We start from the raw sequence: 24829 nt of genomic DNA on the forward strand, positions 1-24829 counted from the left end.
CAATAGAGATCGGCCCTATTTGTCTTTTACGGCAGGGAGGTCTCCGCGCGCCCGGGTAGCAAGCAATCCGGCGTAGTCGGAACAACGTTGCTTCGTAGACCCGTGCGGAAAGTACATTACTATTAATTACAAAATATAATACACGATGGATAAAATTGGGCACAGACTCTTCCAGCATACCGGAGATTCTTCTCAGAAATCCGTTCAAGAAAGGTACGCTACAACCCCCGATTCCGGGGATTCGGATGCCGATCTCCTCGATGCCTACTCTCGCGCCGTCGTCCGGGTCGTCGAGTCCGTGGGCCCCGCGGTCGTGAGCGTGGTCGTGGGGAAGAACTCCCCCGGGTGGCGCGGCGAGCAGGTGGGAGCGGGCTCGGGCGTGGCTGTGTCGCCGGAAGGCTACATCCTGACCAACAATCACGTGGTGCAGGGGGCAGGGAGGATCGAGATCCGGACGGCGGATGGAACCTCTCATCCCGCACGCCTGATCGGCGCCGACCCGGCGACCGACCTCGCCGTGCTCCGCGCCGGTACCAGGGATCTCCCTTACGCATCGTTCGGCGACTCCGGGAAGGTCGCGGTCGGCCAGCTTGCGATAGCCATCGGCAACCCGCTCGGCTTCGACTCGACCGTCTCGACAGGAGTCCTGAGTGCTCTTGGGAGGGCGTTCCGGAGCCGGGACGGCCGCCTGATCGAGAACATCATCCAGCACACCGCTCCCTTGAACCCCGGCAACTCCGGCGGCCCGCTGGTGGACTCCCGCGGCCGGGTCATCGGGATCAACACGGCCATCATCCCGATGGCGCAGGGCATCTGTTTCTCGATCCCTTCGAACACCGCCTCGTGGGTTCTCCCGCAGCTGGTCGCCGACGGGAGGGTGCGGCGCGGCTACCTCGGTATCGCCGGCCAGTCGCAGCCGCTCCCGCAGCACCTTGCTCTGCCGCTCGGCCTCGCCGCGAACCAGGCGGTCGAGGTCGTCTCGGTGAACAGGGCCAGCCCCGCCGGGAGGGCCGGGCTCAGGCCGGGGGACCTGATCGTGGCGATCAACGATACCTGCGTGACCTGCATCGACGACCTGCACCGGTTCCTTACCGTCTGGCCTATCGCGGAACCGGCAACCCTGACGATTGTCCGGAACGAGCGGCGGATTACGCTCCCGATCGTCCCGGCGGAAGCGGTCGCGTGCACCGCCGCCGGCTAAACAGAGGCGGAACTCACAACCGAACTGGTCTTCGCGGCTTCGCGTTCTTCGCGTGAGGACCTGTCCTTCTCTTTGTACGTTATCTCACGCGAAGCCGCGAAGGACGCGAAGAGCGACATTCCGGGGCGCGAGCCCCCCTTCCCCAGGGCGATATCCCCTTGAAATCCGCGTCTGGAACGCAATTCAAAGTCTCGCATGAGCACTATAGGCGAGAATCGCAACGATTCATGAGTTTGACTGGTGCGAGCATCGTGGGCGGCAGGAGTTTGAGAAGCCGTTAGGCTTCGAGGTGCGAAGTCCGCGATAACTGCTTCCCTTCGCGGTCACTACCGGTCCCGGTCAGGAAACCCACGTTATCCGGGGCTCCCGGCGCACCGCTTTCGGTGACAGGGGACCGGGATACCCGAAGATCAGCGGCGCCACGATCTGGTGGTCGTCCGGAACCTTCAGCGCTGCAAGGAGGTCGGGGTTCTGCTGGACGAGAGCCGCCGAACCAATCCAGCAACTGCCGATCCCGAGCGCCCAGGCGGCAAGCATCATGTTCTCCGCGCAGAGCGTGCAGTCGAGGATGCTCGAGACAGCTTCCCGTGCGCCGAGGATCAGGACCAGCACCGGGGCGTTGTAGAAGATGTTGAACCCGGGATTCTTGAGCGCCGCGAGAAACTCCTCCGTCCCCGATCGAGCCTCCTCTCCGATCTTCTCCACGAGGATCGGCTTACAGTAGTCGGATACCCGCTGCATCAGGTCCCGATCCTTCACGATCACGAACTGCCAGGGCTGAAGCCCGAGGGCGGTCGGGGCCTGGATGCCCGCAGCGATGATCGCTCTCAGGGCCTCGTCCGGGACATCCCGGTTGGTGTAGTTCCTGATACTCCGGCGTTCCCGGATCACGGAGAAGATCTCGATGGACTCGGTATCCGTCATCATGGACTCCGGCTATGGCCCGCCGGGGGTATTTATACCTTGGCGAGGCGGCCCTCATGGATCTCCCCGCCTGCGGGCTTCTCTCTCAGAACCTCATGCCTGCTTTCCTAAATCCCAGGAGGTGCCGCTAAATCGCCTGTGGGGCTGAGAAAAACCCGATTTTCACCAGGTGGTCGGATGGTAATCTTTTTAATGTTCCCGGGGCACAACCACTACAGCGACTGTATTTCGGCGTCGGTGGGTAATGACGGACTCGCATCAGGATCGGGCACCCTTTGATCGCGCGGTGCTCAACGCTCTCGAAGACGGGCTTCTTGTGACAGGCGATGACCGGAAGGTCAGATGGTACAACCCGGCTCTCGCACGGACCCTCGGCATCCGGCAGACGGACGCCATTGGGATGGAGATGAGTTCTCTTCTCGACGCATACATCCTGCCGATCATCGAGGACGACGATTCCGTGCGGCTGCTCCGTAATGTCCTTGAGAATGGCGCGGATATGTCTCCTCTCCTCTGCCGTGCCCGAATCCCCGACGGCACCCGGCGCTGGCTCTCGATATCGAGTAAACAGGCTTTCTCCGTGACCGGGCAGCGGCTTATCAAGATCCGGGACACAACCGCGGATCTGAATGCGCATCATTTCATGGCCGCGCTCGACCAGTCCCCGGTGGTCGTCTTTGTGCAGGATGAAGAACTCCGTTACATCTGGTCGTACAACCAGCAACTGGGGTCCACGGATACGTCCATCATTGGCATGCGCGAAGAGGATGCCTTTCCCGAGGACGCCAAACATCTTGCCGCGCTCAAACGGCGGGTTCTTGAGACAGGAGAGACCATCCGGGCTGCGGTGACGTTCACCATCGCAGGTGAGCGGCGTGTCCGCGACCTGACGCTCAAGCCGCTTCGGGATGCACAAGGAAAGATTGTTGGTATTGCCGGGACGGCTTTCGATGTGACCGAGCGGAACCGGGTGGAGGAGGTGCTCCGGGAGAAGACGCACGAACTGAAGAAACGGATGGACGAACTCCAATGTCTGTACACCATCGCGCACCTCGTCGAAACGCCCGAGGTGACGCTCGATAGACTCCTGCAGGCGGTTGCCGATACCCTCCCTATGGGGTGGCAGTACCCGAACTATACCGGGGTGCGGATCACCGTTGACGGCTGGGATTACTATCAGGGGGATCCGGCAGATTCTCCCTGGAAACAGGAGAGCCCGATCGTCGTCCACGGCACTCGGGTCGGTGAGGTCGAGGTGCGCTACCTCGCGGAGTTTCCGGAGGGCGGCGAAGGGCCGTTCCTGCCGGAAGAGCAGATGCTGCTCGACTCCATCACGAAGCGTCTCGGCCGGATCATTGAACGGATGCGGGTGGAAGCGGCGCTTGAAAAGAGCGAGGAGAAGTTCCGGGGGATTGCTCAGCGGAGTTTCGACCTCATCGTCACGTCGTACCGGGACGGCGGACTGAACTACATCTCGCCGGCGATGGAGCGGATACTCGGGTACGCTCCAGAAGAGATGGTGGGAACTGATTGGGAGGACTACATCCTCCCGACGAGCCTTCTGGTCTGGAAAGAGGGGCGGCGGAGAGTGCTCCGGGGCGAGCAGGTCGAAGGGCTCCAGATCGAGGTCAGGCGGAAGAACGGGGAGACCGCCATACTGGAACTGAACGAGTCGCCGATCGTCGAGAAGAAAGCGATCGTGGGGTTCCAGGTCGTCGGCAGGGACATCTCCGAACGGATCCTGCACGAACGGCTCCGGGAGCAGGCGTTCGATATGACCGAACGGAATATCGCTCAGTTCGCCGTCCTTGCCGACCACGTCCGCCACCCGCTCCAGGTGATCATGGGGGTCGCGGATCTCCTCGAGGACGAGGTGGTCGCGGAGAAACTCCGGGATCAGGTTCGGCGGATCAATGAGCAGATTGGGGAACTCGACCGGGAATGGATGGAGTCACGGAAAATCCGGGAGTTCTTGAAGCGGTACGAACTCTGAAGGGTTGTTGCGGCCTCATGGTTGTTTTATAGGATTGTAATGGGCATTTCACCGTTCATGTGTGTTCCGGTGCAGATCGCCATCTCACGCGAAGTGCGCGAAGTCCGTGGAATTGTTTCGCCCTCCTTAGCACCTTGACAGTGCTCGAACTCCTTTTCCTGCGGGAAAGTCGTTCTTCCCGGCTTCGCGTGAGTTGACGGAATGCTACGTAAAATAGGTCGCGGTTTGGGGCATCTCAAGTCCCATGCACGGATTTCAAGTGGATGTCGCCATTGGGGGAGGGGTTTCAGGGGAGGGGGGCAAGCCCCCCTCCCCTGTCCCCAATTCGCACCTTCGGTGCTCAAACTCCTGTCCTTCGGACAGTCATTCCCCCCACGGCGATACTCTCACGGTCCACTGCATCGGGATATTTCCTCGCTCCACTCGCTTTGTTTGTCGCATAATGAAGGCTTTCAGCCTTCTCGAACTCCTGCCTCGGAACCCTTCCAGTTCTCAAGCTCCTGTTCTGCGAATCATCACGTAACGAATCGTAGCACGTTCCGACAGTCGCAACTCGCATCAAGTGCGTTCAGGGTGAAAATCCGTGTCCGGAAGCGCACATGAACAGAACGGCATTCCTGGGAACACCTGTTCATCACCACCGCCGCCCTCTCCTGTCGTACACCCCCGGCATGGCCTCCCGGACGGCGGCGAGCGTCTCCGGCAGGAGCGTGCCTTTCTTTCCGACGACGTCCGCCGTCCGGATGGTGGCTGCGTACGTGGTCAGGGCGAAACTCTCAGCGAAGAGGTCGAGGCCGCCCCGGGCGAAGTCGTCGAGCGAGAGGGGAACTGAGATTCCGTCGGTGGACGGGCTGCTTGAGACCGGGCAGATCAGCAGGCTCCCGCTCTCTCCTGCAGAAACAACCACCACCGGGCGCACCTTCCGTTTGCCCCCTCCCCCGAGACGCACGGGGGCTAAAACGACGTCGCCGCTGGCGTACCGTCCCATGTGCATACAGGTTTACGTCAAAACCGATAAGAGAATTGATCCGGGCCTTTATAGTAACAGGAGGAAAAGGGGAGCGTTCCCGCCCCCGGTGCGCCGTTATGGCGCCCTTCCGTTTGCTTTTCCGTTGGATTTCTGCTGCCCTTCGCGTAACTCCTTCGGATTCTTCACCTTCTCCTTCACCATCGCGGTCCGGGCATGCCCGTCACCGTTGTCGAACTTCGCCTCCTTCCCGTTGCCCGGGTTGATCACGGAGACGGCCCCGGTACCGGCGACCGGGATGGAACCGTTATCCGTCACGGCGCCGCCGGTCACCGTCAGGTTGCCGTCACCGGCGGCGAGGTCGAGGTCCTGCTGCCGATACTTCAGGATGAGCGTGCCGCCGTCCTTCATGCAGAAGTTGACCTTCTCCGGCGTTGCGTTCCCGATCGCGAACTCCGAGGGGTCCGATACCGTCGTGTTCGCGCTGTCGGTTCCGGTAAACCCGAGCCAGTCCGCGATGCTGATAAAGACGGTCATGACCCCGTTGCTCTTCTGGTTCAGGACTCTTGGGGCGACCTTCACCTCCGCTGTCTGCGGGGCGACGGTCACGTTCAGGGTGTCGCGGGCGACGACGCCCGTAGCGTTGTTCTTGACCTCCACCGCGACCGTGTAGGTGCCCGTATCGAGGTAGGTGTGGGTTGCCCGGACGGTGCCGTTCTGCTCGTCGTCCGGCACGATCTCCGCCTCGGTTCTCCCTGTGCCCCAGTCGACGGCGGCTGAGAGGTTCACCGCGTCGAAGATGTCCGTGTCGTTGCAGGTCGCGAGGATGGTGACCGGCTCCCCGGCGAGCGCGGTGCGGTCGCCCCCTGCATCGACCGTGAGGGCGGCCTGCGCGGCAGGAACCACCACGGCAAGGGCGATGAAGAGGGAGAATACATGGATTGCAGTATCTCGTTTCATGATTGGTTACCTCCGGTAGATACTGGCCCTGCTCCCCTATTTGACCACATTGAGCTTCCTGGTTCAATCGATTAGCTGGACGGTGGCACATGATCGCTCATATCCGGAGCAGCCGGGCATTGATCGCGACGATCACCGTGCTTGCGCTCATCAGCACCGCCCCTGCCGCCGGGGTGAGAAGGATCCCGGCGCCGATCAAGACCCCGGCGGCGAGCGGGATGGCGACGGTGTTGTAGCCCGTCGCCCAGAGGAGGTTCTCGAGCATCTTCCGGTAGGTCTTCTTTGCAAGGTCGATGACCGCCGCCGCGTCCCGCGGATCGCTCCTCACGAGCACGATATCGGCGCTCTCCACGGCTACATCGGTCCCGGCCCCGATGGCGACCCCGAGGTCTGCCTCGACGAGCGCAGGGGCGTCGTTGATCCCGTCGCCCACCATGGCCACACGGTAGCGCTGCTGCACCTCCCGGATCTTCTCCGCCTTCTCGTGGGGCAGAACTCCGGCGAAGAACTCATCGAGATCCAGTTCCCCTGCCACCCACGCGGCGACGTCGCGGTTGTCCCCGGTCAGCATCATACACCGGACGCCCATCTCTTTGAGCCGGCGGATCGCCTCCCCCGACTCCGGCCTGATGATGTCGGCGAGCGCGAGCGCTCCGGTGAGTCGGTCGTCCTCGAGCAGAAAGACGACGGTCTTGCCCTGCCGCTGGAGCGTCTCAATTCCACTGTTCCCGGTATTGATGCCCCGCTCCGTGAGGTAACCCGGACCGACCACCCGGACGGTTCGGTCGCCGATCGTCGCCTCGACGCCGACCCCCGGGATTGCCCGAAACCCTTCTACCGTGAGCAGGGCGATTCCCTGTTCCTCCGCGCTCCGGACGATGCCCCTGGCGATCGGGTGCTCGGAGTGTGCCTCAACCGATGCGGTCGTCCCGACCACGTCCTCCTCTGCCGCGCCGCCGAAGGCGAGGACGTCCGTGACACCGAATACCCCTGTCGTGAGGGTCCCGGTCTTGTCGAAAACGACCGCCGTGAGGTCTTTTGCCCGCTCGAACGCACTCCGGTCCCTGATCAGGAACCCCGACTTTGCGGCAAGCGCCGTCGAGACCGCGATCACGAGTGGGACGGCGAGGCCGAGCGCGTGGGGGCAGGTGATGACCATCACGGTCGCGGCCCGCTCCACCGCAAATCCGGTCCCCTCCCCGAGGGCGAACCATCCCGCGAACGTCACCGCACCGACCGAGAGGGCGATCACTACCAGGAGGAACGCCGCCCGATCCGCGAGGTCCTGCGTCCGCGACCTGCTCTCCTGCGCCTTCCGTACAAGGTCGATCACCTGCGCAAGATAGGTCTCCGCACCCGTCCGCTGGACCTCCACGACGATCGAGCCCTCGCCGTTGACCGCCCCGCCGATGACCTCGTCATCCGGGCGCTTCTCCACCGGGCGAGACTCCCCGGTGAGCATCGCCTCGTTGACGCTCGTCGTGCCCTCGATCACCGTGCCGTCCACCGGTACCTTCTCTCCGGGCCGGACGAGAACCCGGTCGCCCGGTTCGAGCCGGTCGACGGGCACGTCGTCCGTCCCCCCGTCCCGGAGCAGGTGCGCCTCAGAGGGCATGACCCGGACGAGTTCCTCGAGCGCCCGCGACGCCCCGAGAACCGAGCGCATCTCCACCCAGTGCCCGAGGAGCATGATGTCGATCAGGGTGGCGAGTTCCCAGAAGAACCCCTCTTCGCCGACGATACCGAGGACGACCGCCGAACTGTAGACGTAGGCGACGGTGATCGCGACGGCGATGAGCGTCATCATCCCGGGCATCCGCGCCCGGAGTTCGCTCACGATGCCGGTAAGAAACGGACGGCCGCCGTAGAGATAGACCACGGTCGCAAGAGCGAGGAGCAGGTAGTCCGAGCTCGGGAACCGGATGACTATCCCGAGAAGTTCCTGAACCGGCTCCGAGAGGAGGAGAATCGGAATCGTCAGTATCGTCGAGACGACGAACCGCCGCCGGAAGTCGTCGAGGGCGTGGCGGTGCGTGCCATGCCCGGGCCGGTGGGTCCCCGGTGGTTTCTGCCGGCTCGCCTCCGCCAGTTGTGTTTCGTGCTGTCGTCCGGCGTGCTCGTGATTGTGGTCCGTATCAATACCTCCCTGCGCCTCGAACACCTTTCTTCGTCGGTTCCGCCCCGCGTGCGGCGGTGCCGGAGTTTGTCCGCCGCCTGACGATGGCATCCGCCAGTAGCAGGAGATGCAGGTCGTTTGGGGATGTAAATATACCGGCTATGGGGGCACGAGAGACCCACATGAACCCTCGCGTCCCGGGACTGTCGGTCACGGCGCAGCTGCAAGAGCAGTTGACTCGCGTATCCGCCGCCGGAGAGATCGCAGACCTCCCGGAGGAAATGGACATATTTATAAATTCAGGAGGATAGCATACTGCTCGTAGCCGGATAAATTTATCCACAGGAGCAGCAAGTCTCCTCAGATTTCTCTAAAGACGGTCCAGATCCGTTTGAATCGCCTGGGAACATTTTATCTATGTAGAATATAGAAGTCCCCTGAGTGTAAATGAGAGGGTGATCCTGGTCAATGCACGTACGCAAGCCCGCATGCGGCGATATTTCTGCGCACACCGCTATTCTGGATGCGCTCGATGAGGGGCTGCTCGTCGTCGATTCCGATAACCGGGTAGCCTGCGTCAACAGGCACCTCCGCCACCTTCTCGAAATCGATCAGGACGCTGTCTGCGGGACGGATGCAGTTCAATTTTTCCGCCGGACGCTGGCGCCCCGAATCTACGAGGATTCAGGGAGGGCAATGATCCTGGCGTCCCTCTCCGACCTCTCCCGGGCTGCAAACGTCCTGTGCACGCTACGATCGTCCAGCGGTGCAGAAGAGCGGGTCTGCTGCTCATGCAGGGTTGTTGAAGAAGGGCCGTTTCAGGGCATGCGGATCATCCGCTTCTCTCCCGAACCCTTCGAGATCCAGGGCTGCCCTGTTCCCGGCGCCCTGGTTCCTCCGGGCGGCGGTCAGGAGAGGCTCATGGATACTCCCCAGCAGAGGCGGATGGAAGAGATCCTGCGGGAGAGCGAGGACCGGTACCGGTTCCTCGTCGAGAACCTCAACGAGGCCATCGGGGTGATCAACAGGGAGGGCGTTGCGGTCTTTGCTAACCAGAAATTGGCCGAAACCATCGGCTACCCGGTCGCCGAAATCATTGGAGAGCCGGTTTCTCTCTTCGTCGACGAGGTGGATGCCGGGTGCCTGGTGGAGTACCTGCAGAACCTGGACCTGAACATGCGCGAGGTCTTTGAGATCGATCTGATCCGTAAAGACGGTGGTCGCGTACATACGCTGATGGCAACCACCCCGATCGTCGACGCCGACGGCACCTGCAGAGGATTCCTTGCCGGGATTCAGGATATCACCGCCTTAAAGCAGATGGAGGCAAAACTCCGGGAGAGCGAGGAGAAGTATCGATTGCTCGTTGAACTCTCCGCTGAAGCGACCCTGATTCACCGCGACGGGAAGATCATATTCACCAATCCCGCCGGCATGAGGCTCCTCGGCGCTTCACGCCCGGAAGAAGTCCTCGGGAAGGCTATCCTTGATATCGTCCACCCGGACGCCCGGGAGATTGTCGAGGCCTTCTCCGCGCGGGATCTCCAGGGAGAGGAGACGCCGCTCATCGAGCTGCTGGTTGTCAGGCTTGACGGGACGACGGTCCCCATCGAGGGGAGGGGCACCCGAACGGTTTTTGAGGGGCGGCCCGCGGTTCAGGTCGTTATGCGGGACGTCACCTACCGCAAGCAGGCAGAGGAGCAGGTGCAGATACGGAACCGCCACCTCCTGCTGCTGAACAGGATCATCGGCACATCAGCATCGGCCCGGACATCCGACGAACTGCTTGAGAAGGCGCTCAACCAGACGCTTGACCTGCTCGATTATGACAGCGGCGCCGTTTACCGGATCGATGCCGGGCAGCGGGAGGCAACTCTCCGGTGCCGGCGCAACATGCCGGATGTGTTCCTGGAGCAGGCAGAGGAGATCCTGGGAGTGTCGTTTGCTGAAACCCTCGCGGCCGGCCTCCCTTGCTACCTTGAGCAGGATCGCGGCCCGAGCGCCTCCGGGTCGCATCTCCTCCGGGAACTCGGGCTTGCCGCACTCGCCTGCATCCCGCTCGTCGTCGAGTCCGACGTCGTCGGGATGCTCCTCCTCGGGAACAGGGAGAGGGGATCGTTCTCTCATGACGAGCACGCTCTCCTCGAAGCGGTCGGCCGGGAGATCGGGATCGGTATCATGCGAGGGATGCTCTACCGGAGGCTTGAGGTGGCGAACCGGGAGGCGAACCTCTACCTCGACATCCTCACTCATGATATCCGGAACGCCGACAACGTCGCAAACATCTACGCCGATATCCTCATCGACGAGCTCGAGGGGGAGGCGGCCCGGCATGCCCGGAAGTTGAAGGACGGGATCAGGAAGAGCATCGAGATCACCGCAAACGTCGCTACCATCCGCAAGATCCACGAGACCCGGGCCGGACTTACGCCCCTTGATCTCGATAACGTGATCAGGGAGGAACTCGCTCACTTCCCCGACCTCTGTATCCACTACGATGGGGTACCGGTGACAGTTCTCGCCGACGATCTCCTGCCCCAGGTCTTCACAAACCTCATCGGCAACGCCACAAAGCACGGCGGGCCGGGTGTCGAGGTCACGGTGGCGGTCGAGGATCTGGATGAAAGGACCGTCATCGTCACCGTTGCCGACACCGGCCCCGGTATCCCGGAGGACGCGAAGGAGGCGATCTTCTTCCGGTTCGAGCGGGAGGGCGGCCAGCGGGGGAGCCAGGGCCTCGGCCTCTCGATCTGCCGCATGCTTACTGCACGCTACGGCGGCGGGATCTGGGTCGAAGACCGGGTTCCGGAGCAGGGCGCGGCGTTCCGGTTCACCCTCAGGAAGGCCGGACGCAGGAAGTGTGCTTAAGGTGCCCGGATTTCTCCCAGGGTGCCGGAGAAGGCCCTGATATCTGAATAACTTCGTCTCTTTTTCCGCGGTTTCACGGGGAGCTGCCGGCACCCGACCGGCCTATCCGGAGGGCGTTCGCGATCACCGCAAGCGAGAGCCCCATGTCTCCGAACGCCACCGCCATCCAGAGGGTGACCAGCCCGAAGACCGCGAGTGCGGCGATGCCGAGTTTCACCACGAGCGCTGCCGTGATGTTCTGCCGGATGACCGCGACCGTCTTCTCCGAGAGGGCGACGAGGTAGGCGACCCGCGAGATGTCGTCCTCCATCACCACGATATCGGCCGCCTCGATCGCGACGTCTGAGCCTATCGCCCCCATCGCGACCCCGACGTTCGCCCGTGCGAGCGCCGGCGCGTCGTTCACGCCGTCGCCGACCATCACCACGAGCCCGTAGCGGTCCATCAGCCGCTCGACCATCGCCACCTTATCCTCCGGCAGAAGCCCGGCATGGCACTCGTCGATCCCGATTCGGCGGGCCACCGCCTCACCGACACGTTCGTTGTCCCCGGTGAGCATCACCGTCCTGATGCCCCGCGCCCGAAGAGTGGCAACCGTCGTTTCTGCATCCTTCTTCACCACGTCCGAGAGAGCGATGAGCCCGATCACCCTTGAGGGAGTGCCGGCGAGAACGACGGTCTTCCCCTCACTCTCCAGCCGGTCGTACGCTGCCTGCCATGCCTGCTCATCTTCGTCGGCAAAGAGTGCAACGTTCCCGAGGGCGTAGGCCGCACCGTCGATCTGCCCCTGGACGCCTCTCCCCGCGATCGAGACGAATTCCTCGACATCCCGGAGAATGGCGCCCTCCTCCTCCGCCCGCCGCCTGATCGCCTCCGCGATCGGGTGGCCGGAGCGTGACTCGAGCGACGCGGCGACGGCGAGCACCTCCGCTTCCAGGACCCCGAACCCGATCACGTCGTCCACCTCGAGCCTCCCGGTCGTGAGCGTCCCGGTTTTGTCGAAGACGACCACCCGGGCAAGCCCCACGGCCTCGAGCGAGTCCCTGCCCTTGATCAGCACGCCGTTATGCGCCGCGGTCGTGATCCCCGAGACCATCGAGACCGGGGTGGAGATCGCGAGCGCACAGGGGCAGGCGATGACGAGCAGGATCAGCGCCCGGTAAAACGCATCAAAGAACGGGACGCCGAAGGCGAGCGGCGGGACCACGACGAGGAGGCCGGCAAGGAGGATGACCGCCGGCGTGTAGTAGCGGGAGAACCGCTCGATGAACGCTTCGGTGGGGGAGGTATGGGCCTGGGCCTCCGCGACCAGGGCGGCGACCCGGGCTATCGTGCTCTCTCGTTCCGGTTTCGTCACCCGGACCTCGAGGTACCCGTCGACGTTCCGCGTCCCGGCGTAGACACCGTCCCCGACCTCCTTTGCCACCGGGACGCTCTCACCGGTGATCGCCGCCTGGTCGACCGATGATCCGCCGGCAACGACGATGCCGTCGAGCGGAACGGTGTCGCCCGGTCTGACGATTACAACCTCCCCGACGCCGACGTCGTCGACCGCAACGATCACCTCGCTGCCGTCCCGCCTGACCAGGGATGTCTGCGGCGCGAGATCGAGGAGTGAGGCTATCGAGCGTTCGGCCCTCCCGGCCGCGTACTCCTCCAGGAACTCGGCGACAGCGTAGAGGTAGAGGACGGTCGCCCCCTCAGCAGGGTTTCCGGTCAGGAACGCCCCTGCCGCCGCGATCGTGATGAGCACGGCGATGCTGAACCGGAGCCGGATGAGGGCGAAGAATCCGGTTTTCAGGACATCGTAGCCGGATATGACTGCGGCGGCGAGCAGCAGGGCCGTCCCGGCGAAGGGGTATGGGGTGAAGTACTCGACAAAAATCCCCGCGAGGAGGAGGACGCCCGAAACCCCGAAGACCGCGATCTCCCGGCGGCCGACGACCGCTCTCTGGACCGGAGAGGCCCCTAGCCGGCAGCGGGGACAGGACGAACCCTCCTCCTGCTCCGTCACGGCCTGCCTCCGGTCGGAGTCGTTCGGGCGCAGGTGTCTGTCATGACCCTACTACCTTAACTGCGTCTCACTTAAAGGGTGTCCGGGTGTATGCCCCGACCTGTCGCCGGCGCGATCGCTCAAATGGGGGTCATCCTTTCACAGAACAGAATCATTATGAAGAGATCGACCCAATTGATCGGAACGATCACCCCCAGCACAGCATGCCCGGGTGACTGCCTGCCGTCAATCTCCGTCCCCCTCCCCGACTTCCCTTCAGTGTTAAACCATGCCGTCACAAGACTTCACCGCGACCGCTCCGGATAACCAGGACCAGCCTGCCGACGAGGCAATCCCCTGCAGGATCTGGATCAGCGGGCCCGACGGCGTAGCGCCTGCTCTCCGGAAGACGACGCTCGAAGAGCGCTCTGATCCCACATGGGCGGGCAACCTCCATCCGGAGGACGCCGAGACGATGCCCGCCCAGTGGGAACGCTGCAACGATGCCGGTCTTCCGTGGAGGTGCAACTACCGTATCCAGGATGCCGACGGTGGATATCGCACCATCGCGAGCAGGGGCATCCCGGTCAGGGACGCCGCGGGCAGGGTCGTTCTCTGGGCCGGGGTCGATCTCGATGTCACCGGTCGGGATGAACCCTGCTGGCAGACGAAGGAACTCTGGACTCTTTCCGCGGTCGCCCGCGCAATCGAGGGCGGAGCCGATGCAGATGAGGTCTTCCGGGAGACGGCCGCCCTTCTGCCCGGCGGGTTCCGCCACCCGGAACTGGTGTCGGTGCGGATAGTGCCCGGAACGGCGGTTCCGGAACCCGGAAGGATTGTTGCCGGGATTGGTACGGGAGCACGTTCACCCGCATACCTCGTGGTTGAGTGCCGGAGGGTTCCAGAGGAAGCCGGAGGATTCCGGAGGGTTCCGGAGGAGAGAGACGATCCGTTCCTGCCGCAGGAGCATGCCCTCATCCGTGCCGTCGCCACGATGCTCGGCGTGGCCGTCGCGCCGGCACAGGCTCCGGCTGCACCAACCGGGCACCAATATCGTCTCCTCTTCGACCAGATGCCGGACGCCGGCCTTCTTCTCGAGATACTCCGTGATGGCTCGGGGAACCCGACCGGTTTCCGGGTCGTCTGGGTCAATCGCAAAACCGCCGAAAATCTCGGGCGCCCGCAGGAAGAGGTCGTTGGAGAGGACCTCCTGAAAGCCGTTCCGGCGATCGGCACCTCTGCGCTTGATCTCTTCTACCAGGTTGCCGCAACCGGGAGGACCGTGCACCGTGAGGTCTCAACTCCTGAAACCGGCTCCTTCTACGAACTGAAGGTGTACCGGCCGCAGCACGACTGGCTCGTTGTCATCGCAGAAGACGTCACGGAACGACGCAGGGCTGAAGAGATGCTGCGGGAGCAGCGGATAGCCCTGGACAACCGCGTGAGGGAACTTGCGACGCTTTACGCCGTGAGCAGCGTCATCGAGCGGTCCGGGACATCGGTTGAAGAGGTTCTCCGGGATGTTGCCGTCATCCTCCCGGCCGGCTGGCTCCATCCAGAGGATGCCGCCGCCCGGATCGTGGTCGACGGCCGAGAGTACCGGTCGGCTGGATTTGTCGAAAGCCCGTGGCGGCAGGAGAGCCCGATCGTCGTTAAGGAGCGGATCGCCGGGTGGGTGGAGGTCTGTTACCGCCACCCGCGGCCCGAAGACGACGGTGCGGCGTTTCTCGTCGGCGAACGCCGCTTGATCGATGCCGTTGCCGGTCGGCTCGGCCGGGTCATCGAGCGGATGCGGGCGAACGAGGCTCTCGGGAGGAACGAAAAGAAGTACCGCCTTCTCTTTGAACGGATGCTCGAGAGTTACACCCTCTACGAGGTCGTCCGGGACGACGTCGGGAATCCCGTCGATTACCGTATCAGTGAGCTGAACGAGAAAGCGGCCGAGGTATTCGGCCGCAGCCGGGAGGAACTGGTCGGACAGCGGCTCTTCGATATCTTTCCGGCGATCACAAAGGGGGCACGTGCGCTCTACGGGGAGGTCGCAGAGACCGGTCTTCCGATGCAGCGGCGGCTGCAGGAGCCGAGAACCGGACGATGGTACGACCTGCAGATCTACCGGCCGCAGGCCGGGATGCTGGCTGTCACAGGGCAGGATATCACCGAGCAGAAGAAAGCGGAACTTGCCCTGCGCAAGAGCGAAGAGTGGTTCCGGGGGATCTTCGAGCAGGCAGGCACCGGGATCGCGCTCATCGACCAGAACGGGCGGATCATGGAGGCGAACCCGGCGCTCGTCCGCATGTTTGGTTACAACGAGGACGAACTGTATAGCATGCGCTCATACGACCTGATCTACCCTCCCGACCGGGAGGCGGCCGGTTCCCTCCACCAGGAGACCGCTCTGATGAAGGGTATTCGCCAGGAGAAGCGCTACCTGACGAAGGACGGCAAAATCATCTGGGGACGGCTGACCACGTCGCTGCTTCGCGACTCCGGGGAGGGGGGTCTGGTCATCGCGATGCTGGAGGATATCACCGACTGGCGGGAGATGCAGAATGCTCTTGCGGAGAGCGAGGAGCGGTTCCGCGAGATAGCGCAGCGGAGTTTCGATATGATCTACACCTGCCATCATGACCGGGGGATAACCTACATCTCCCCGGCGGTGACCCGCATCCTTGGCTATACTCCCAATGAACTCATCGGCCACAGGTGTCACGACTATGTCGTCCCCTCGTCTCTCCCCTTCTGGGAGGAGGGGCGAAAGAGGATCTCCCGGGGCGAACCGGTCGAGGGGCTTGAGGTCGAGTTCCGCCGCAAAGGCGGGTCGGTGGCGTTCCTCGAACTGAACGAGTCTCCGATCGTGGAAGACGGCCTCGTTGTGGGCGTGCAGATCGTTGGTCGGGACGTCTCGGATAGGGTACGCTACGAGGATATGCGACTGCAGGCATTCTACCAGATCGAGCAGAATATCGAACAGTTTGCAGTTCTCGCGGACCATATCCGGCTGCCCCTGCAGGTGATCCTCGGCATGGCTGATCTGGCCGACGATGAAGCGATGTCGGCAAAGATCCGGGAGCAAGTTGAGCGGATCAACGCGATCGTCAAGCAGCTTGACGAGGGGTGGGTTGAGTCCCGTGATATCCGGGAGTTCCTCCGAAGGAACGAACTGGTGTAACGGTCTCTCCGGGATCTCGATCCCCGGACGAGCCAGCCTCCCGGTTGTCTGGATATAATCCCTGTTTTACTTGAAATGTCCCATAAGCGATGCTTTTTTTACTCGATACATTAATGTTTCATGAAATATATTATTGGTAATATAATACTTGGGCGGGACGTCCGGGAGGCGGCCCGCCGTACCCCACCCCGGAGCCGGAAACCATGCAGAACAACTTTATGCGGACAGAAACAGCGGCGCATGCAGCCCGGAGCGGAGCGGAGAGCCGATGGGGCCGCATAGAACAGGGGGCCGCGGAATCCGGCGTCTGGCGTTCGCTCACTCTCCTTACGGTGCTTCTGGTCGCCCTCGCGGCGACGAGCCTGTACAGCTACCTCCTCTTCCACACGATTGCCGAATTCGTCGCCATCGCGATTGCGTTGGGCGTCTTCATCGTGGCGTGGAACGCCCGGACAATGCGGGAGAACGGCTACCTGCTGGTCGCCGGCACCGGGCTGCTCTTCGTGGCCGGCATCGAACTGGTTCACACCCTCGCGTATGACGGCATGGGGATCTTCGTCGGCTATGACGCGAACCTCCCGACGCAACTCTGGATCGCCTCGCGCTACCTCCTCGCCGGGGCGCTGCTTGCCGCGCCCCTCCTGCTCCACAGAAACCCCGGTTCCCGGGGGGTGTTTGCCGCGTTTGCAGGGGTTACCGTGCTCCTGCTCCTCTCGATCTTCGCCGTTCCGGTCTTTCCCGACTGCTACGTCGAGGGGTCGGGGCTGACGCCGTTCAAGGTCTGGAGCGAGTACATCATAGCGGCGCTGCTCGCCCTCGGGGCGGTCGCCGTCTACCGGGTGCGGGACGCATTCTCGCCCCGGGTGGCGGCCCACCTGATCGCGGCCGTCCTCGTGATGATCGCCTCGGAACTTGCTTTTACACTGTATATCAGCGTCTACGGGCTTTCGAACATGATCGGCCATCTCCTGATGGTACTCTCGTTCGGGCTCATCTACGTCGCGTTCGTCGAAACCGGGATCCGGCAGCCCTACGCACTGGTCTTTAGCGGCCTGAAATCGAGCGAAGAGCGGCTCAGGCGGGAGAAGAACCGGCTCGCACAGTATCTGGACATCGCGGGAGCCCTCTTCGTTGTTCTCGATAAAGACGGGCGGATCGCTCTCATCAACCGCCGTGCGTCCGAGGTCCTGGGCTGCCCGGCGGATGCGGCCGTGGGCGAGCCCTGGACCGAGCGGTTTATCCCGCCGGTGGAGCGGGAGCGTTTCCGTGCGCTCTTCACGGAACTGATGCAGGGCGAGATCGGGGTGAACGAGCACGTGAAGATGTTGATCGTCACCGTAGGCGGCGGCGAACGGATCATCGCGTGGCACAACACCGTACTCCGTGACGAAGACGGTGCCGTCTGCGGGATCCTGAGCTCCGGAGAAGATATCACCGAGCAGCAGCACGCCGAGGAGGCGCTTGTCAGAGCGAACGCGAAATTGAACCTCCTCGCCGGGATCACCCGCCACGACATCCTCAACCAGATCACCGTCGCACGCGCCTACATCGAGTTTGCCGGGGAGGACAGCGGGAATCCCGGGCTCCAGACCTGTCTGGAGCGTGCCCATGCCGCTGTGGACGAGATCCAGAAGCAGATTGAGTTCAGCCGGGACTACCAGGACATGGGCGTCGCGGCGCCCATCTGGCAGAGGCCACAGGATCTTATCGCGGAGAGCGTCTCCTATCTCGCCCTCCCGGCAGGGATCGACGTCCGCGCCGACCTTTCGGGCCTTGAGATCTACGCGGACCCGATGGTGAAGAAGGTCTTCTATAACCTCATCGACAACGCCGTCCGCCACGGCGGAAGTGTGACGGAGGTCCGGTTCTCGTGCACGAGGGCCGGGCCGGACCTGCTGATCCTCTGCGAGGACGACGGCACCGGCATCCCGGACGGCGAGAAGGAGGCGATATTCCGCGAGGCCTATAAGCGGCGGTACGGCCACGGGCTCTTCCTGGTCGCGGGGATCCTCGGGATCACCGGGATGACGATCCGGGAGACCGGCAGATCCGGGACGGGTGCCCGGTTCGAGATCACCGTGCCGAACGGGGCGTACCGGTTCGAGGGCGAGAGGGAATAGGAGTCCCGGTTCTTCCCCCGGCCGCGCAATCCTCATATAGCCCGGCGGCCCAGTCTCTTCCACTGAAAACGGCAGCCGCGCTCCCTGAGGGCTGCTCGGATGGTGGTGAAGGATGGAAGGAAACGGACAACCGGGTAAAACGACGGAAGATCTGGAATGGGGAAGGGGTCCGTTCTTTGGGGCACTTGTCGTCCTCATCATCCTGTGCGTCATCGGCCTCGGGTTCCTTCACTGGAACAACCTGATCGACGAGACGCACCTTGCTGCGTTTCCCCGGGAAGCGCCTGTGGACGCCGCTTCCGTGACGCACCTCGCCGAAGCGGACTTCCGGGACCACCCGGCGCTCGGCGCGCTGATCCTCGATGAGAAGCGTGTCCTGGTCTCGAAAGGCCCCCTCTTCGACGCACTTCTCTGGCTCGATCCCCGTTCATCGTATAGCCCGTTCGGGAAAGAGCACGGGATGTGCAGTTCGATTCGCATAACGACGGATGAGATGCAGCAGATCCTCGCAAAGTATGCCCTCTGCGAGTGGAACGGAACCGTCTACGGCGTGGCGCAGAGTGCGTGACGGCAGGGGGCACCCGATCGGTAGACGGACGGCACAGAAACGATATATGGTGCTCTCCCCTCTCTTCTTTTATGTACCATTCAGCCGGAGGTGCGACGCGAACAATCTGCCTCGCGTGCGTCCTCCTCCTTGCCACGGCTCTCCCAGCGGCAGCGGTCGGGGAGGATGATACCGGGCAGTACGTCGTTCACTGGTTCAACGGCGACGGTGCGGAGGTCTCCTTCGATGGCGAGTATAAGGGAACGATCGCCGATACCGAACTTGTCGTGGCGGTGGACCCGGCGGCCCCGCCTGCACGGGAGTATACCATCCGTGATGGAGAGCGCCTGATGTATACCGGGTTCATCGAACGGGCCCCGGCCGCCGGGGAGACGATCGACCTCTTCCCGCAGTTCTGTCAGGTCGAACGGCCCGTCCCGGGCGCGGAGGTGAACGAGACCGGCTGGTACCTGATCTACGGCGCTGACGGGGAGGATGTCTACATCGACAACGCGTTTGCGGGCGTCGTCGAGGGGGGCACCCTCCGGGTCGCGGTGAACACCACGCTCCCGCCTCCGGAAGAGTTCGTCTTCAGAGATAAGGAGAGAGGGACGATGTCGCGGCACCAGTTCCCGCCCCTGCCGCCGCCGGGAGGGACGGTTCACGTCTACACCCGGGTGCAGCCGGCACCCTATGCCTCCTCCCTCCCGGCGGAGACATCGCCCACCCCGCTCCCCGGATTCGGTGCGGCGGGGGCGATTGCGGGACTGCTGGTTGCCGCGAGATCCCTCCGGCAACGGTAAATCCCTTTCAGTGCTCTTTTTTGAGCAGCATCCAGTGATACCCCCAGACAATGAGCCCCACCACGACCTGCGCCACGCTCCCGGGAAGTTCGGGGTAGTAGTGCGGCACCGGGTAGGGCTGGGGGGCCGGGTAGACGAAGACCTCGACTGCGATAGCAAGGAGGCTCACGCCACCCAGGATCGCGACGATGAGTGCGATGAACGAGACGGCGTAGAGGTAGGCCTTCCACGCCGTGAGACCCTCAGGCACCACGCCTATTTCCTCCGTCTCAAAAACCCGGCGCCGATGAGCCCGGCGGCGGCGAGCCCGACGGTAAACCCGGGTGAGTACGTCGGTGTCGGCGCACCGCTGCTCTGCACCCTGAACTGCCCGACCTGCGCGGAGGACGGCTTTCCAGGGGTGGGAGCCGGTGTCGAGAGAGCGACCGGCGATGTGCTCTTCGCGGGGCTGAAGACCGCACCGTCGGCGAGGATCACCTGCGGCGGCGGTGCCAGGGTGATCCGGCCGGTGCTGGTTGCAAACGCCGCGCCGTCCTCGACGAGCCGGATGCGGATCTCGTAATCATAGCCGTTCGGCACCGCGATGCTCACCCTTTTTTCGGCGCCCAGGTCACCGGGAACCGTCCCGAGCGGCCGGGACTCACGGACGGCCGTGATCCCCGTCTGGAGGTTGACCGCCCGGATCTCCATCACGAGGTTCCCGGAAGCGCTGCCGCTGTTCGCGATCCAGGTGATGATATCGAGCGTGATCGGGTCGGCGTCAATGTCGGGGGTCATGACATCGATCGCGGAGACGGTGAGGAGCGAGTAGGCCAGTCGTTGCGTGGCGACTGTCCTGTCGGGGAGGAAGACGTTCACCGAACCCGACTCCCGCATACGCCCGTCCTGCCAGATCGTCACCCAGATATCGTAACCCCGGCCGTTCTCGAGCGTGAGCGTGATCTCCTCCTTCGCCGTCCTCCCCGACGCCAGGGTGCCGATGGAGCGAACCGTCTCCTCGACGACGATATCCGTCCCGGCCTCTTTTGCAATGACCTGCAGGTCGACGCCGTCTACATCCGCGTAGACCGCGTCGAGGTAGGGGACCGCTGTGACCCGCGTGACGTTCGACGGCGGCTGGCCGTCCGGGATGCTGATGTCGACGCTCCGAATCGTCACGTAGCCCGCCTGGGGCTGGGATGATACGCATCCGGCTGCGAGCACCAGGAAGAGGAGCACGACGACCACACCGAATAACCTTCTCATAGCAATCAGGAGAACCTTCAGGCCCGTGAGAGAAAAGGTTTTTGCATTACGACCCTCTCCAGGGGGTCTTAAGGAAGAAGGTCGGTTGGAAGGCGTGGACGCTCGTTATACAAACCGCTGCCTTGCCGGTTTCCGAACGCCTGCCCCGGGTAGGTTCGATTTTTTTCGTAGTTTACCATCGCTTTATCACCCAATCTTCCCTATATTCTGTCGCCAAACGCCGAAACGAGGTTTGAGCATGACCCGTATCCTCGGGGGACATCGCTAGAGGACGTATGATTGGTGCCGCGCGAGGACCGATACGCAGTCCAGCGCCTGATTCACGGTACATCTCAGGACTCTGTCGGGATAATCGTAAAACCATAGAGACTGGAATCGTGATCACTCCCCGAAGTGTAGACGATTGTCACAGAAAACGTTAATAAGAGAGTGTCATAGTCTGCAAGTAAGACACCGCCAGAACAGCACCGGCGGGGGTGTGATATGATACGAACGGAAAACCTCACGAAAGTATATAACGGAAAACCGGCCGTCGATGGCCTGGATCTCGAGGTCGGTGAAGGCGAGATATTCGGCTTCCTCGGCCCGAACGGAGCGGGGAAGAGCACGACGATCCTGATGCTCACCGGCATGATCGAGCCCACCGGCGGCCGGTGCTTCGTCGACGGGATCGAGGTCGCAAACGACCCGCTGAACGTAAAGAAGACCATTGGCTACCTCCCCGAAGACGTCGGGTTCTACGGGAACATGACCGGCGAGCAGAACCTGGACTACTTCGCCCGGTTCTACGGAATGGATGCGAAAGCGAGGAAGGAACGGATCGCCGAACTGCTCGAACTCGTCCACCTCGACGGGGTCACCCAGAAGGCCGGGGAGTACTCCCGCGGCATGAAACAGCGGCTCGGGCTCGCCCAGGCGCTGATCAACGATCCTAAAGTGCTCTTCCTCGACGAACCGACGGCAAACCTCGACCCCGAGGGCGTCCGGGAGTACCGGGAACTTGTCGAGCACCTCGCCGGCGAGGGAAAGACGATCTTCGTCTCCTCCCACATCCTCTCCGAGGTCCGGGTGGTCTGCCGGACCGTCGGGCTCCTCTCAAAAGGGAAACTTGCCGCGCAGGGGACGCTCGAAGAGGTCGCCCGGGCGCTCGCACCCTCAGACGGCGATGCCGTCCGTATCGTCGTCGAGACCCGGGAGCACCTGCCGGCGATCGACGACCCCGCGGTCATCGATATCGAGAGGAACGGAAACCGTGCGGTCGTCCGGGCGAAGGCCGATATCCGGGACCGGCTTTCCGCGTCCCTCTTCGAGCAGGGACTGCACGTCCGGGAGATGCGCCTCGAGGAGCCTGAGATAGAGGACGTCTTCATGGCGGCCTACCGGAGGTGACAGAATGGCACTCGATCGATTGTTCAACGTAGCACGAAAGGAGTTCTCCGATCACATCACCAGCAGGCGCTTTGTCATCATCCTCGGCCTGTTCCTCGTGATATCGGCGATCGGCATGCACTCGGGCATCGAGACCTACAACACCATGCTCGAGTCCTACAACCTGCAACTCCAGCACATGCAGGACCTCGAAGGCCCTTACGCGGGGTGGATGCCTGAAAAACCCTCGATCATGCTCGTCTTCAGCTCCATGATGAGTTACATGACGATGCTCGGCGGCATCCTTGCCATCGCCATCGGGTTCGACCTGGTTTCAAAGGAGAAAGAGACCCGGTCGCTCAAGTCGCTCCTCTCCCACCCGGTCTACCGCGACGAGATCATCAACGGCAAGGCACTCGGGGGTGTCGGCGCGCTCGGGTTCGCCATGGCGCTCGCCCTCGCCATCGCCCTTGCCATGCTCCTCCTCTTCTCGGTCGTACCGACGTTGGAGGAGTTTGCCGCCATCCTGGTCTTCGGGGCGGTCTCGCTCGGGTTCCTGCTCGCCTACTTCGCCATCGCGCTCATGATGTCGACGGTCGCAAAAGAGAGCGGGAACGCGCTGATCTACACCCTGGTGATATTCTTCACCGTCTCCTCGCTCCTTCCCATGTTCGGGATGATGGCCGCTAATGCTTTCGCGGGCGACCCCCCCGAGCCGCCCCAGATGCCTCGCATGCCTCAGGAGGTCGTGCGAACCTCGAGCAGCGGGGGGTATTTCACCACCAGCGTCTCGCAGAGCGTGGTACACGGCGGGACCGAGGACCCGGAGTGGCGGGAGTATGAGGAGGAGATGAAGACCTACATCGAGAAACGGAAGCTCATCAACGATATCTCGAACCTCCTCTCGCCGCAGAGTAACTACCAGACCATTGCGATAGCGGTGACGCAACCGCAGATCTTCTCGATGATGCAGTCGCCTTACGATACGACACCCGAGGAGACGACCGGCCTTGCCGGTGCTCTCGGCAAAGTCTGGATGAACATCGCCGCGCTGATCGTCTTCCCGTCGGCCTTCTTCGCCGCCGCCTACGTGAAGTTCATGCGGATGGACATCAGGTGAGACCATGACCGGCAGAAGAATTCTTTTCATCCTCCTCCTTGCCGTGCTGATCGCCCCGGCGGCGTCGGCTGCAACCGGGGGCGGGACGATGCCCACAGAGATCCGGTGCGACTTCCCCGGCGAGGTGATCGAGGCGGGCGACACCGCCGTCTTCGATCTCGCGGTCACGAACCGCGGTGATACCGGGACGTGCCTCCTCAACTACTGGACGTTCCGTGGCACCGACAACTGGAAGATCCGGTTCGAGGCCGACGACCGCGAGGTCTACCGGATGCTGATCCCGGCCGGCGAGACGAAGACCGTCCGGCTGGTGGCCGAGACCTCCGGCCATGCTGCGGAGGGTGAATACCCTATCCGGGTGGGTATCGGCGAAGGCACGATCTGGGTCTACATCAAGATCACGAAGACCCACAGCGGTGAGATGGGAACGCTTGAAGCCACTGTGGTGGATAAGGAGGGCAACGTCGTGAAGGGTGCCGACGTGGGTCTCTATGACCGCGACACCCGGATCGAGGGAATGCTCGCGACCGCTGAAGGCAAGGTCTCCATCGGCGCCCCGATGGGCACCTACACCGTACAGGTCACCCGGCCCGGCTACCGGGCATGGGAGAAGAAGAATGTCGAGATCCGGATCGGCCGAACGGTCGACCTCGGGATCGTGCCGCTCGATAAAGAGAACTTCTTCGCCGATATCCGGGTGAAGTCCCCGTCCCGGGTAGCGGCGATAGGCACCAATCCGCAGTATGAAGTGGCCCTGAAGAACGCCGGCAGAAACGACGATACTTACACCCTCTCCATCCAGGGTCTCCCTGAACAGTGGTATGCCCGGTTCAAGGAGAGCAGCAGCGCCACCGAAGAGGTCTCGGAAATCTACATCCCGTCCGGCGAGGAGAAGACCCTCTACCTCGACCTCATCCCGCCCTACTCGGTGGGTGTCGGCGAATACAACCTCACGGCGGTGATCGGGTCCTCTGCCAGAGAGTACGAGGAGAACCTGACGCTCCGGCTCCGGGGATCCTACGACATGCGGACCTACGCGAAGAGTTACCGTCACGAGATCAACCGCGGCGACACCCTCACGTTCGATGTGACGGTTACAAACGCCGGCGTCGGCGGAGCGCTGACCAACATCGGGATCAACATGAGCGCACCGGAAGGATGGCGGGTGACCGTCGACCCGGCGTCGGTCGCGAGCCTTGAAGCCGGCGAACGGGCGACGGTGCAGGTGACGGTGGTTCCGCCCGCCGATATCGTTGCCGGCGAGTACAAGGTCGTCGCGCTGGCAAAATGCGACCAGGACGAAGAGGAGGACGAGTACCGGATCGTGGTGAAGGAACAGTCCTACGTCGCGGTGCTCGGCATCCTGGTGATGGCCGGGATCGGTGCAGGGCTCTGGTATATGTTCAGGAAATACGGGCGGCGGTAGGGCGAA

General features: G+C 62.9%; 17 protein-coding genes. 10 read left to right on the forward strand and 7 right to left on the reverse strand.

Annotated features, from left to right (window positions below; translation table 11 throughout):
- Positions 1 to 145: 145 nt before the first annotated feature.
- Entirely contained in the window at positions 146 to 1201 is a 1056-nt protein-coding gene (locus FGW20_RS06885) for a S1C family serine protease (RefSeq protein WP_301677348.1), read from the forward strand.
- Positions 1202 to 1540: 339 nt separating this feature from the next.
- Here FGW20_RS06885 and FGW20_RS06890 read toward each other — a convergent pair whose 3' ends face one another.
- A complete protein-coding gene (locus FGW20_RS06890; RefSeq protein WP_301677349.1) occupies positions 1541 to 2128 on the reverse strand; it encodes a nitroreductase family protein in 588 nt (195 codons plus the stop codon).
- A 241-nt stretch (positions 2129 to 2369) separates the two neighbouring features.
- Here FGW20_RS06890 and FGW20_RS06895 point away from each other — a divergent pair, with 241 nt between their 5' ends.
- Positions 2370 to 4118, forward strand: a complete 1749-nt coding sequence (locus FGW20_RS06895; RefSeq protein ID WP_301677350.1) for a PAS domain-containing protein — start codon at positions 2370 to 2372, stop codon at positions 4116 to 4118.
- A gap of 634 nt (positions 4119 to 4752) precedes the next feature.
- Here the strand turns inward: FGW20_RS06895 and FGW20_RS06900 are convergent.
- The 3 genes from FGW20_RS06900 to FGW20_RS06910 all read right to left on the reverse strand — a co-directional run bounded on the left by FGW20_RS06900 (position 4753) and on the right by FGW20_RS06910 (position 8206).
- Positions 4753 to 5106, reverse strand: coding sequence for a type II toxin-antitoxin system PemK/MazF family toxin (locus FGW20_RS06900; protein WP_301677351.1), 354 nt, complete (start codon positions 5104 to 5106; stop codon positions 4753 to 4755).
- Between the two features lie 96 nt (positions 5107 to 5202).
- On the reverse strand, positions 5203 to 6045 hold the full coding sequence (locus tag FGW20_RS06905; protein WP_301677352.1) for a PKD domain-containing protein: 843 nt from the start codon (positions 6043 to 6045) through the stop codon (positions 5203 to 5205).
- A gap of 97 nt (positions 6046 to 6142) precedes the next feature.
- On the reverse strand, positions 6143 to 8206 hold the full coding sequence (locus FGW20_RS06910) for a copper-translocating P-type ATPase (protein WP_301677353.1): 2064 nt from the start codon (positions 8204 to 8206) through the stop codon (positions 6143 to 6145).
- Positions 8207 to 8629: 423 nt separating this feature from the next.
- On the opposite strand from FGW20_RS06910, the gene FGW20_RS06915 reads away from it, so the two are divergent.
- Positions 8630 to 11029: a PAS domain S-box protein gene (locus FGW20_RS06915; protein ID WP_301677354.1), complete on the forward strand. Its 2400-nt coding sequence runs from the start codon at positions 8630 to 8632 to the stop codon at positions 11027 to 11029.
- Between the two features lie 73 nt (positions 11030 to 11102).
- On the opposite strand, the gene FGW20_RS06920 is transcribed toward FGW20_RS06915, so the two are convergent.
- Positions 11103 to 13043, reverse strand: coding sequence for a heavy metal translocating P-type ATPase (locus tag FGW20_RS06920; RefSeq protein ID WP_301677355.1), 1941 nt, complete (start codon positions 13041 to 13043; stop codon positions 11103 to 11105).
- Between the two features lie 268 nt (positions 13044 to 13311).
- On the opposite strand from FGW20_RS06920, the gene FGW20_RS06925 reads away from it, so the two are divergent.
- The 4 genes from FGW20_RS06925 to FGW20_RS06940 all read left to right on the forward strand — a co-directional run bounded on the left by FGW20_RS06925 (position 13312) and on the right by FGW20_RS06940 (position 19664).
- Positions 13312 to 16194: a PAS domain S-box protein gene (locus tag FGW20_RS06925; protein ID WP_301677356.1), complete on the forward strand. Its 2883-nt coding sequence runs from the start codon at positions 13312 to 13314 to the stop codon at positions 16192 to 16194.
- Between the two features lie 203 nt (positions 16195 to 16397).
- Positions 16398 to 18314, forward strand: a complete 1917-nt coding sequence (locus tag FGW20_RS06930; protein WP_301677357.1) for an MASE3 domain-containing protein — start codon at positions 16398 to 16400, stop codon at positions 18312 to 18314.
- Between the two features lie 112 nt (positions 18315 to 18426).
- Positions 18427 to 18882, forward strand: a complete 456-nt coding sequence (locus tag FGW20_RS06935) for a hypothetical protein (RefSeq protein WP_301677358.1) — start codon at positions 18427 to 18429, stop codon at positions 18880 to 18882.
- Between the two features lie 71 nt (positions 18883 to 18953).
- Entirely contained in the window at positions 18954 to 19664 is a 711-nt protein-coding gene (locus FGW20_RS06940) for a hypothetical protein (protein ID WP_301677359.1), read from the forward strand.
- Between the two features lie 7 nt (positions 19665 to 19671).
- Here the strand turns inward: FGW20_RS06940 and FGW20_RS06945 are convergent, their stop codons facing one another.
- Both FGW20_RS06945 and FGW20_RS06950 read right to left on the reverse strand, forming a co-directional pair.
- A complete protein-coding gene (locus FGW20_RS06945) occupies positions 19672 to 19914 on the reverse strand; it encodes a DUF5671 domain-containing protein (protein ID WP_301677360.1) in 243 nt (80 codons plus the stop codon).
- A gap of 5 nt (positions 19915 to 19919) precedes the next feature.
- Positions 19920 to 20909, reverse strand: coding sequence for a DUF7490 domain-containing protein (locus FGW20_RS06950; RefSeq protein ID WP_301677361.1), 990 nt, complete (start codon positions 20907 to 20909; stop codon positions 19920 to 19922).
- A gap of 483 nt (positions 20910 to 21392) precedes the next feature.
- Here FGW20_RS06950 and FGW20_RS06955 point away from each other — a divergent pair, with 483 nt between their 5' ends.
- Genes FGW20_RS06955 through FGW20_RS06965 form a run of 3 tightly spaced genes read left to right on the forward strand, consistent with a single transcriptional unit; the run spans position 21393 to position 24823 of the window.
- Positions 21393 to 22298 (forward strand): ABC transporter ATP-binding protein, encoded by a 906-nt coding sequence (locus FGW20_RS06955; RefSeq protein WP_301677362.1) that lies wholly within the window; start codon positions 21393 to 21395, stop codon positions 22296 to 22298.
- Between the two features lie 4 nt (positions 22299 to 22302).
- Positions 22303 to 23397 carry an ABC transporter permease gene (locus FGW20_RS06960; protein ID WP_301677363.1) on the forward strand — a complete coding sequence of 365 codons (1095 nt, stop codon included), beginning with the start codon at positions 22303 to 22305 and terminating at the stop codon, positions 23395 to 23397.
- Between the two features lie 4 nt (positions 23398 to 23401).
- Entirely contained in the window at positions 23402 to 24823 is a 1422-nt protein-coding gene (locus FGW20_RS06965) for a COG1470 family protein (RefSeq protein ID WP_301677364.1), read from the forward strand.
- The last annotated feature ends 6 nt before the right edge of the window (positions 24824 to 24829 follow it).

Origin of the sequence: Methanoculleus methanifontis, assembly GCF_030464365.1 — an archaeon.
Classification (GTDB): domain Archaea; phylum Halobacteriota; class Methanomicrobia; order Methanomicrobiales; family Methanoculleaceae; genus Methanoculleus; species Methanoculleus methanifontis.

Bases quoted from the DNA above. Each gene is read 5' to 3' on its own strand.
- FGW20_RS06885 (WP_301677348.1), top strand. From the start codon at position 146: ATGGATAAAATTGGGCACAGACTCTTCCAGCATACCGGAGATTCTTCT.
- FGW20_RS06890 (WP_301677349.1), bottom strand. From the start codon at position 2,128: ATGATGACGGATACCGAGTCCATCGAGATCTTCTCCGTGATCCGGGAA.
- FGW20_RS06895 (WP_301677350.1), top strand. From the start codon at position 2,370: ATGACGGACTCGCATCAGGATCGGGCACCCTTTGATCGCGCGGTGCTC.
- FGW20_RS06900 (WP_301677351.1), bottom strand. From the start codon at position 5,106: ATGGGACGGTACGCCAGCGGCGACGTCGTTTTAGCCCCCGTGCGTCTC.
- FGW20_RS06905 (WP_301677352.1), bottom strand. From the start codon at position 6,045: ATGAAACGAGATACTGCAATCCATGTATTCTCCCTCTTCATCGCCCTT.
- FGW20_RS06915 (WP_301677354.1), top strand. From the start codon at position 8,630: ATGCACGTACGCAAGCCCGCATGCGGCGATATTTCTGCGCACACCGCT.
- FGW20_RS06925 (WP_301677356.1), top strand. From the start codon at position 13,312: ATGCCGTCACAAGACTTCACCGCGACCGCTCCGGATAACCAGGACCAG.
- FGW20_RS06930 (WP_301677357.1), top strand. From the start codon at position 16,398: ATGCAGAACAACTTTATGCGGACAGAAACAGCGGCGCATGCAGCCCGG.
- FGW20_RS06935 (WP_301677358.1), top strand. From the start codon at position 18,427: ATGGAAGGAAACGGACAACCGGGTAAAACGACGGAAGATCTGGAATGG.
- FGW20_RS06940 (WP_301677359.1), top strand. From the start codon at position 18,954: ATGTACCATTCAGCCGGAGGTGCGACGCGAACAATCTGCCTCGCGTGC.
- FGW20_RS06950 (WP_301677361.1), bottom strand. From the start codon at position 20,909: ATGAGAAGGTTATTCGGTGTGGTCGTCGTGCTCCTCTTCCTGGTGCTC.
- FGW20_RS06955 (WP_301677362.1), top strand. From the start codon at position 21,393: ATGATACGAACGGAAAACCTCACGAAAGTATATAACGGAAAACCGGCC.
- FGW20_RS06960 (WP_301677363.1), top strand. From the start codon at position 22,303: ATGGCACTCGATCGATTGTTCAACGTAGCACGAAAGGAGTTCTCCGAT.
- FGW20_RS06965 (WP_301677364.1), top strand. From the start codon at position 23,402: ATGACCGGCAGAAGAATTCTTTTCATCCTCCTCCTTGCCGTGCTGATC.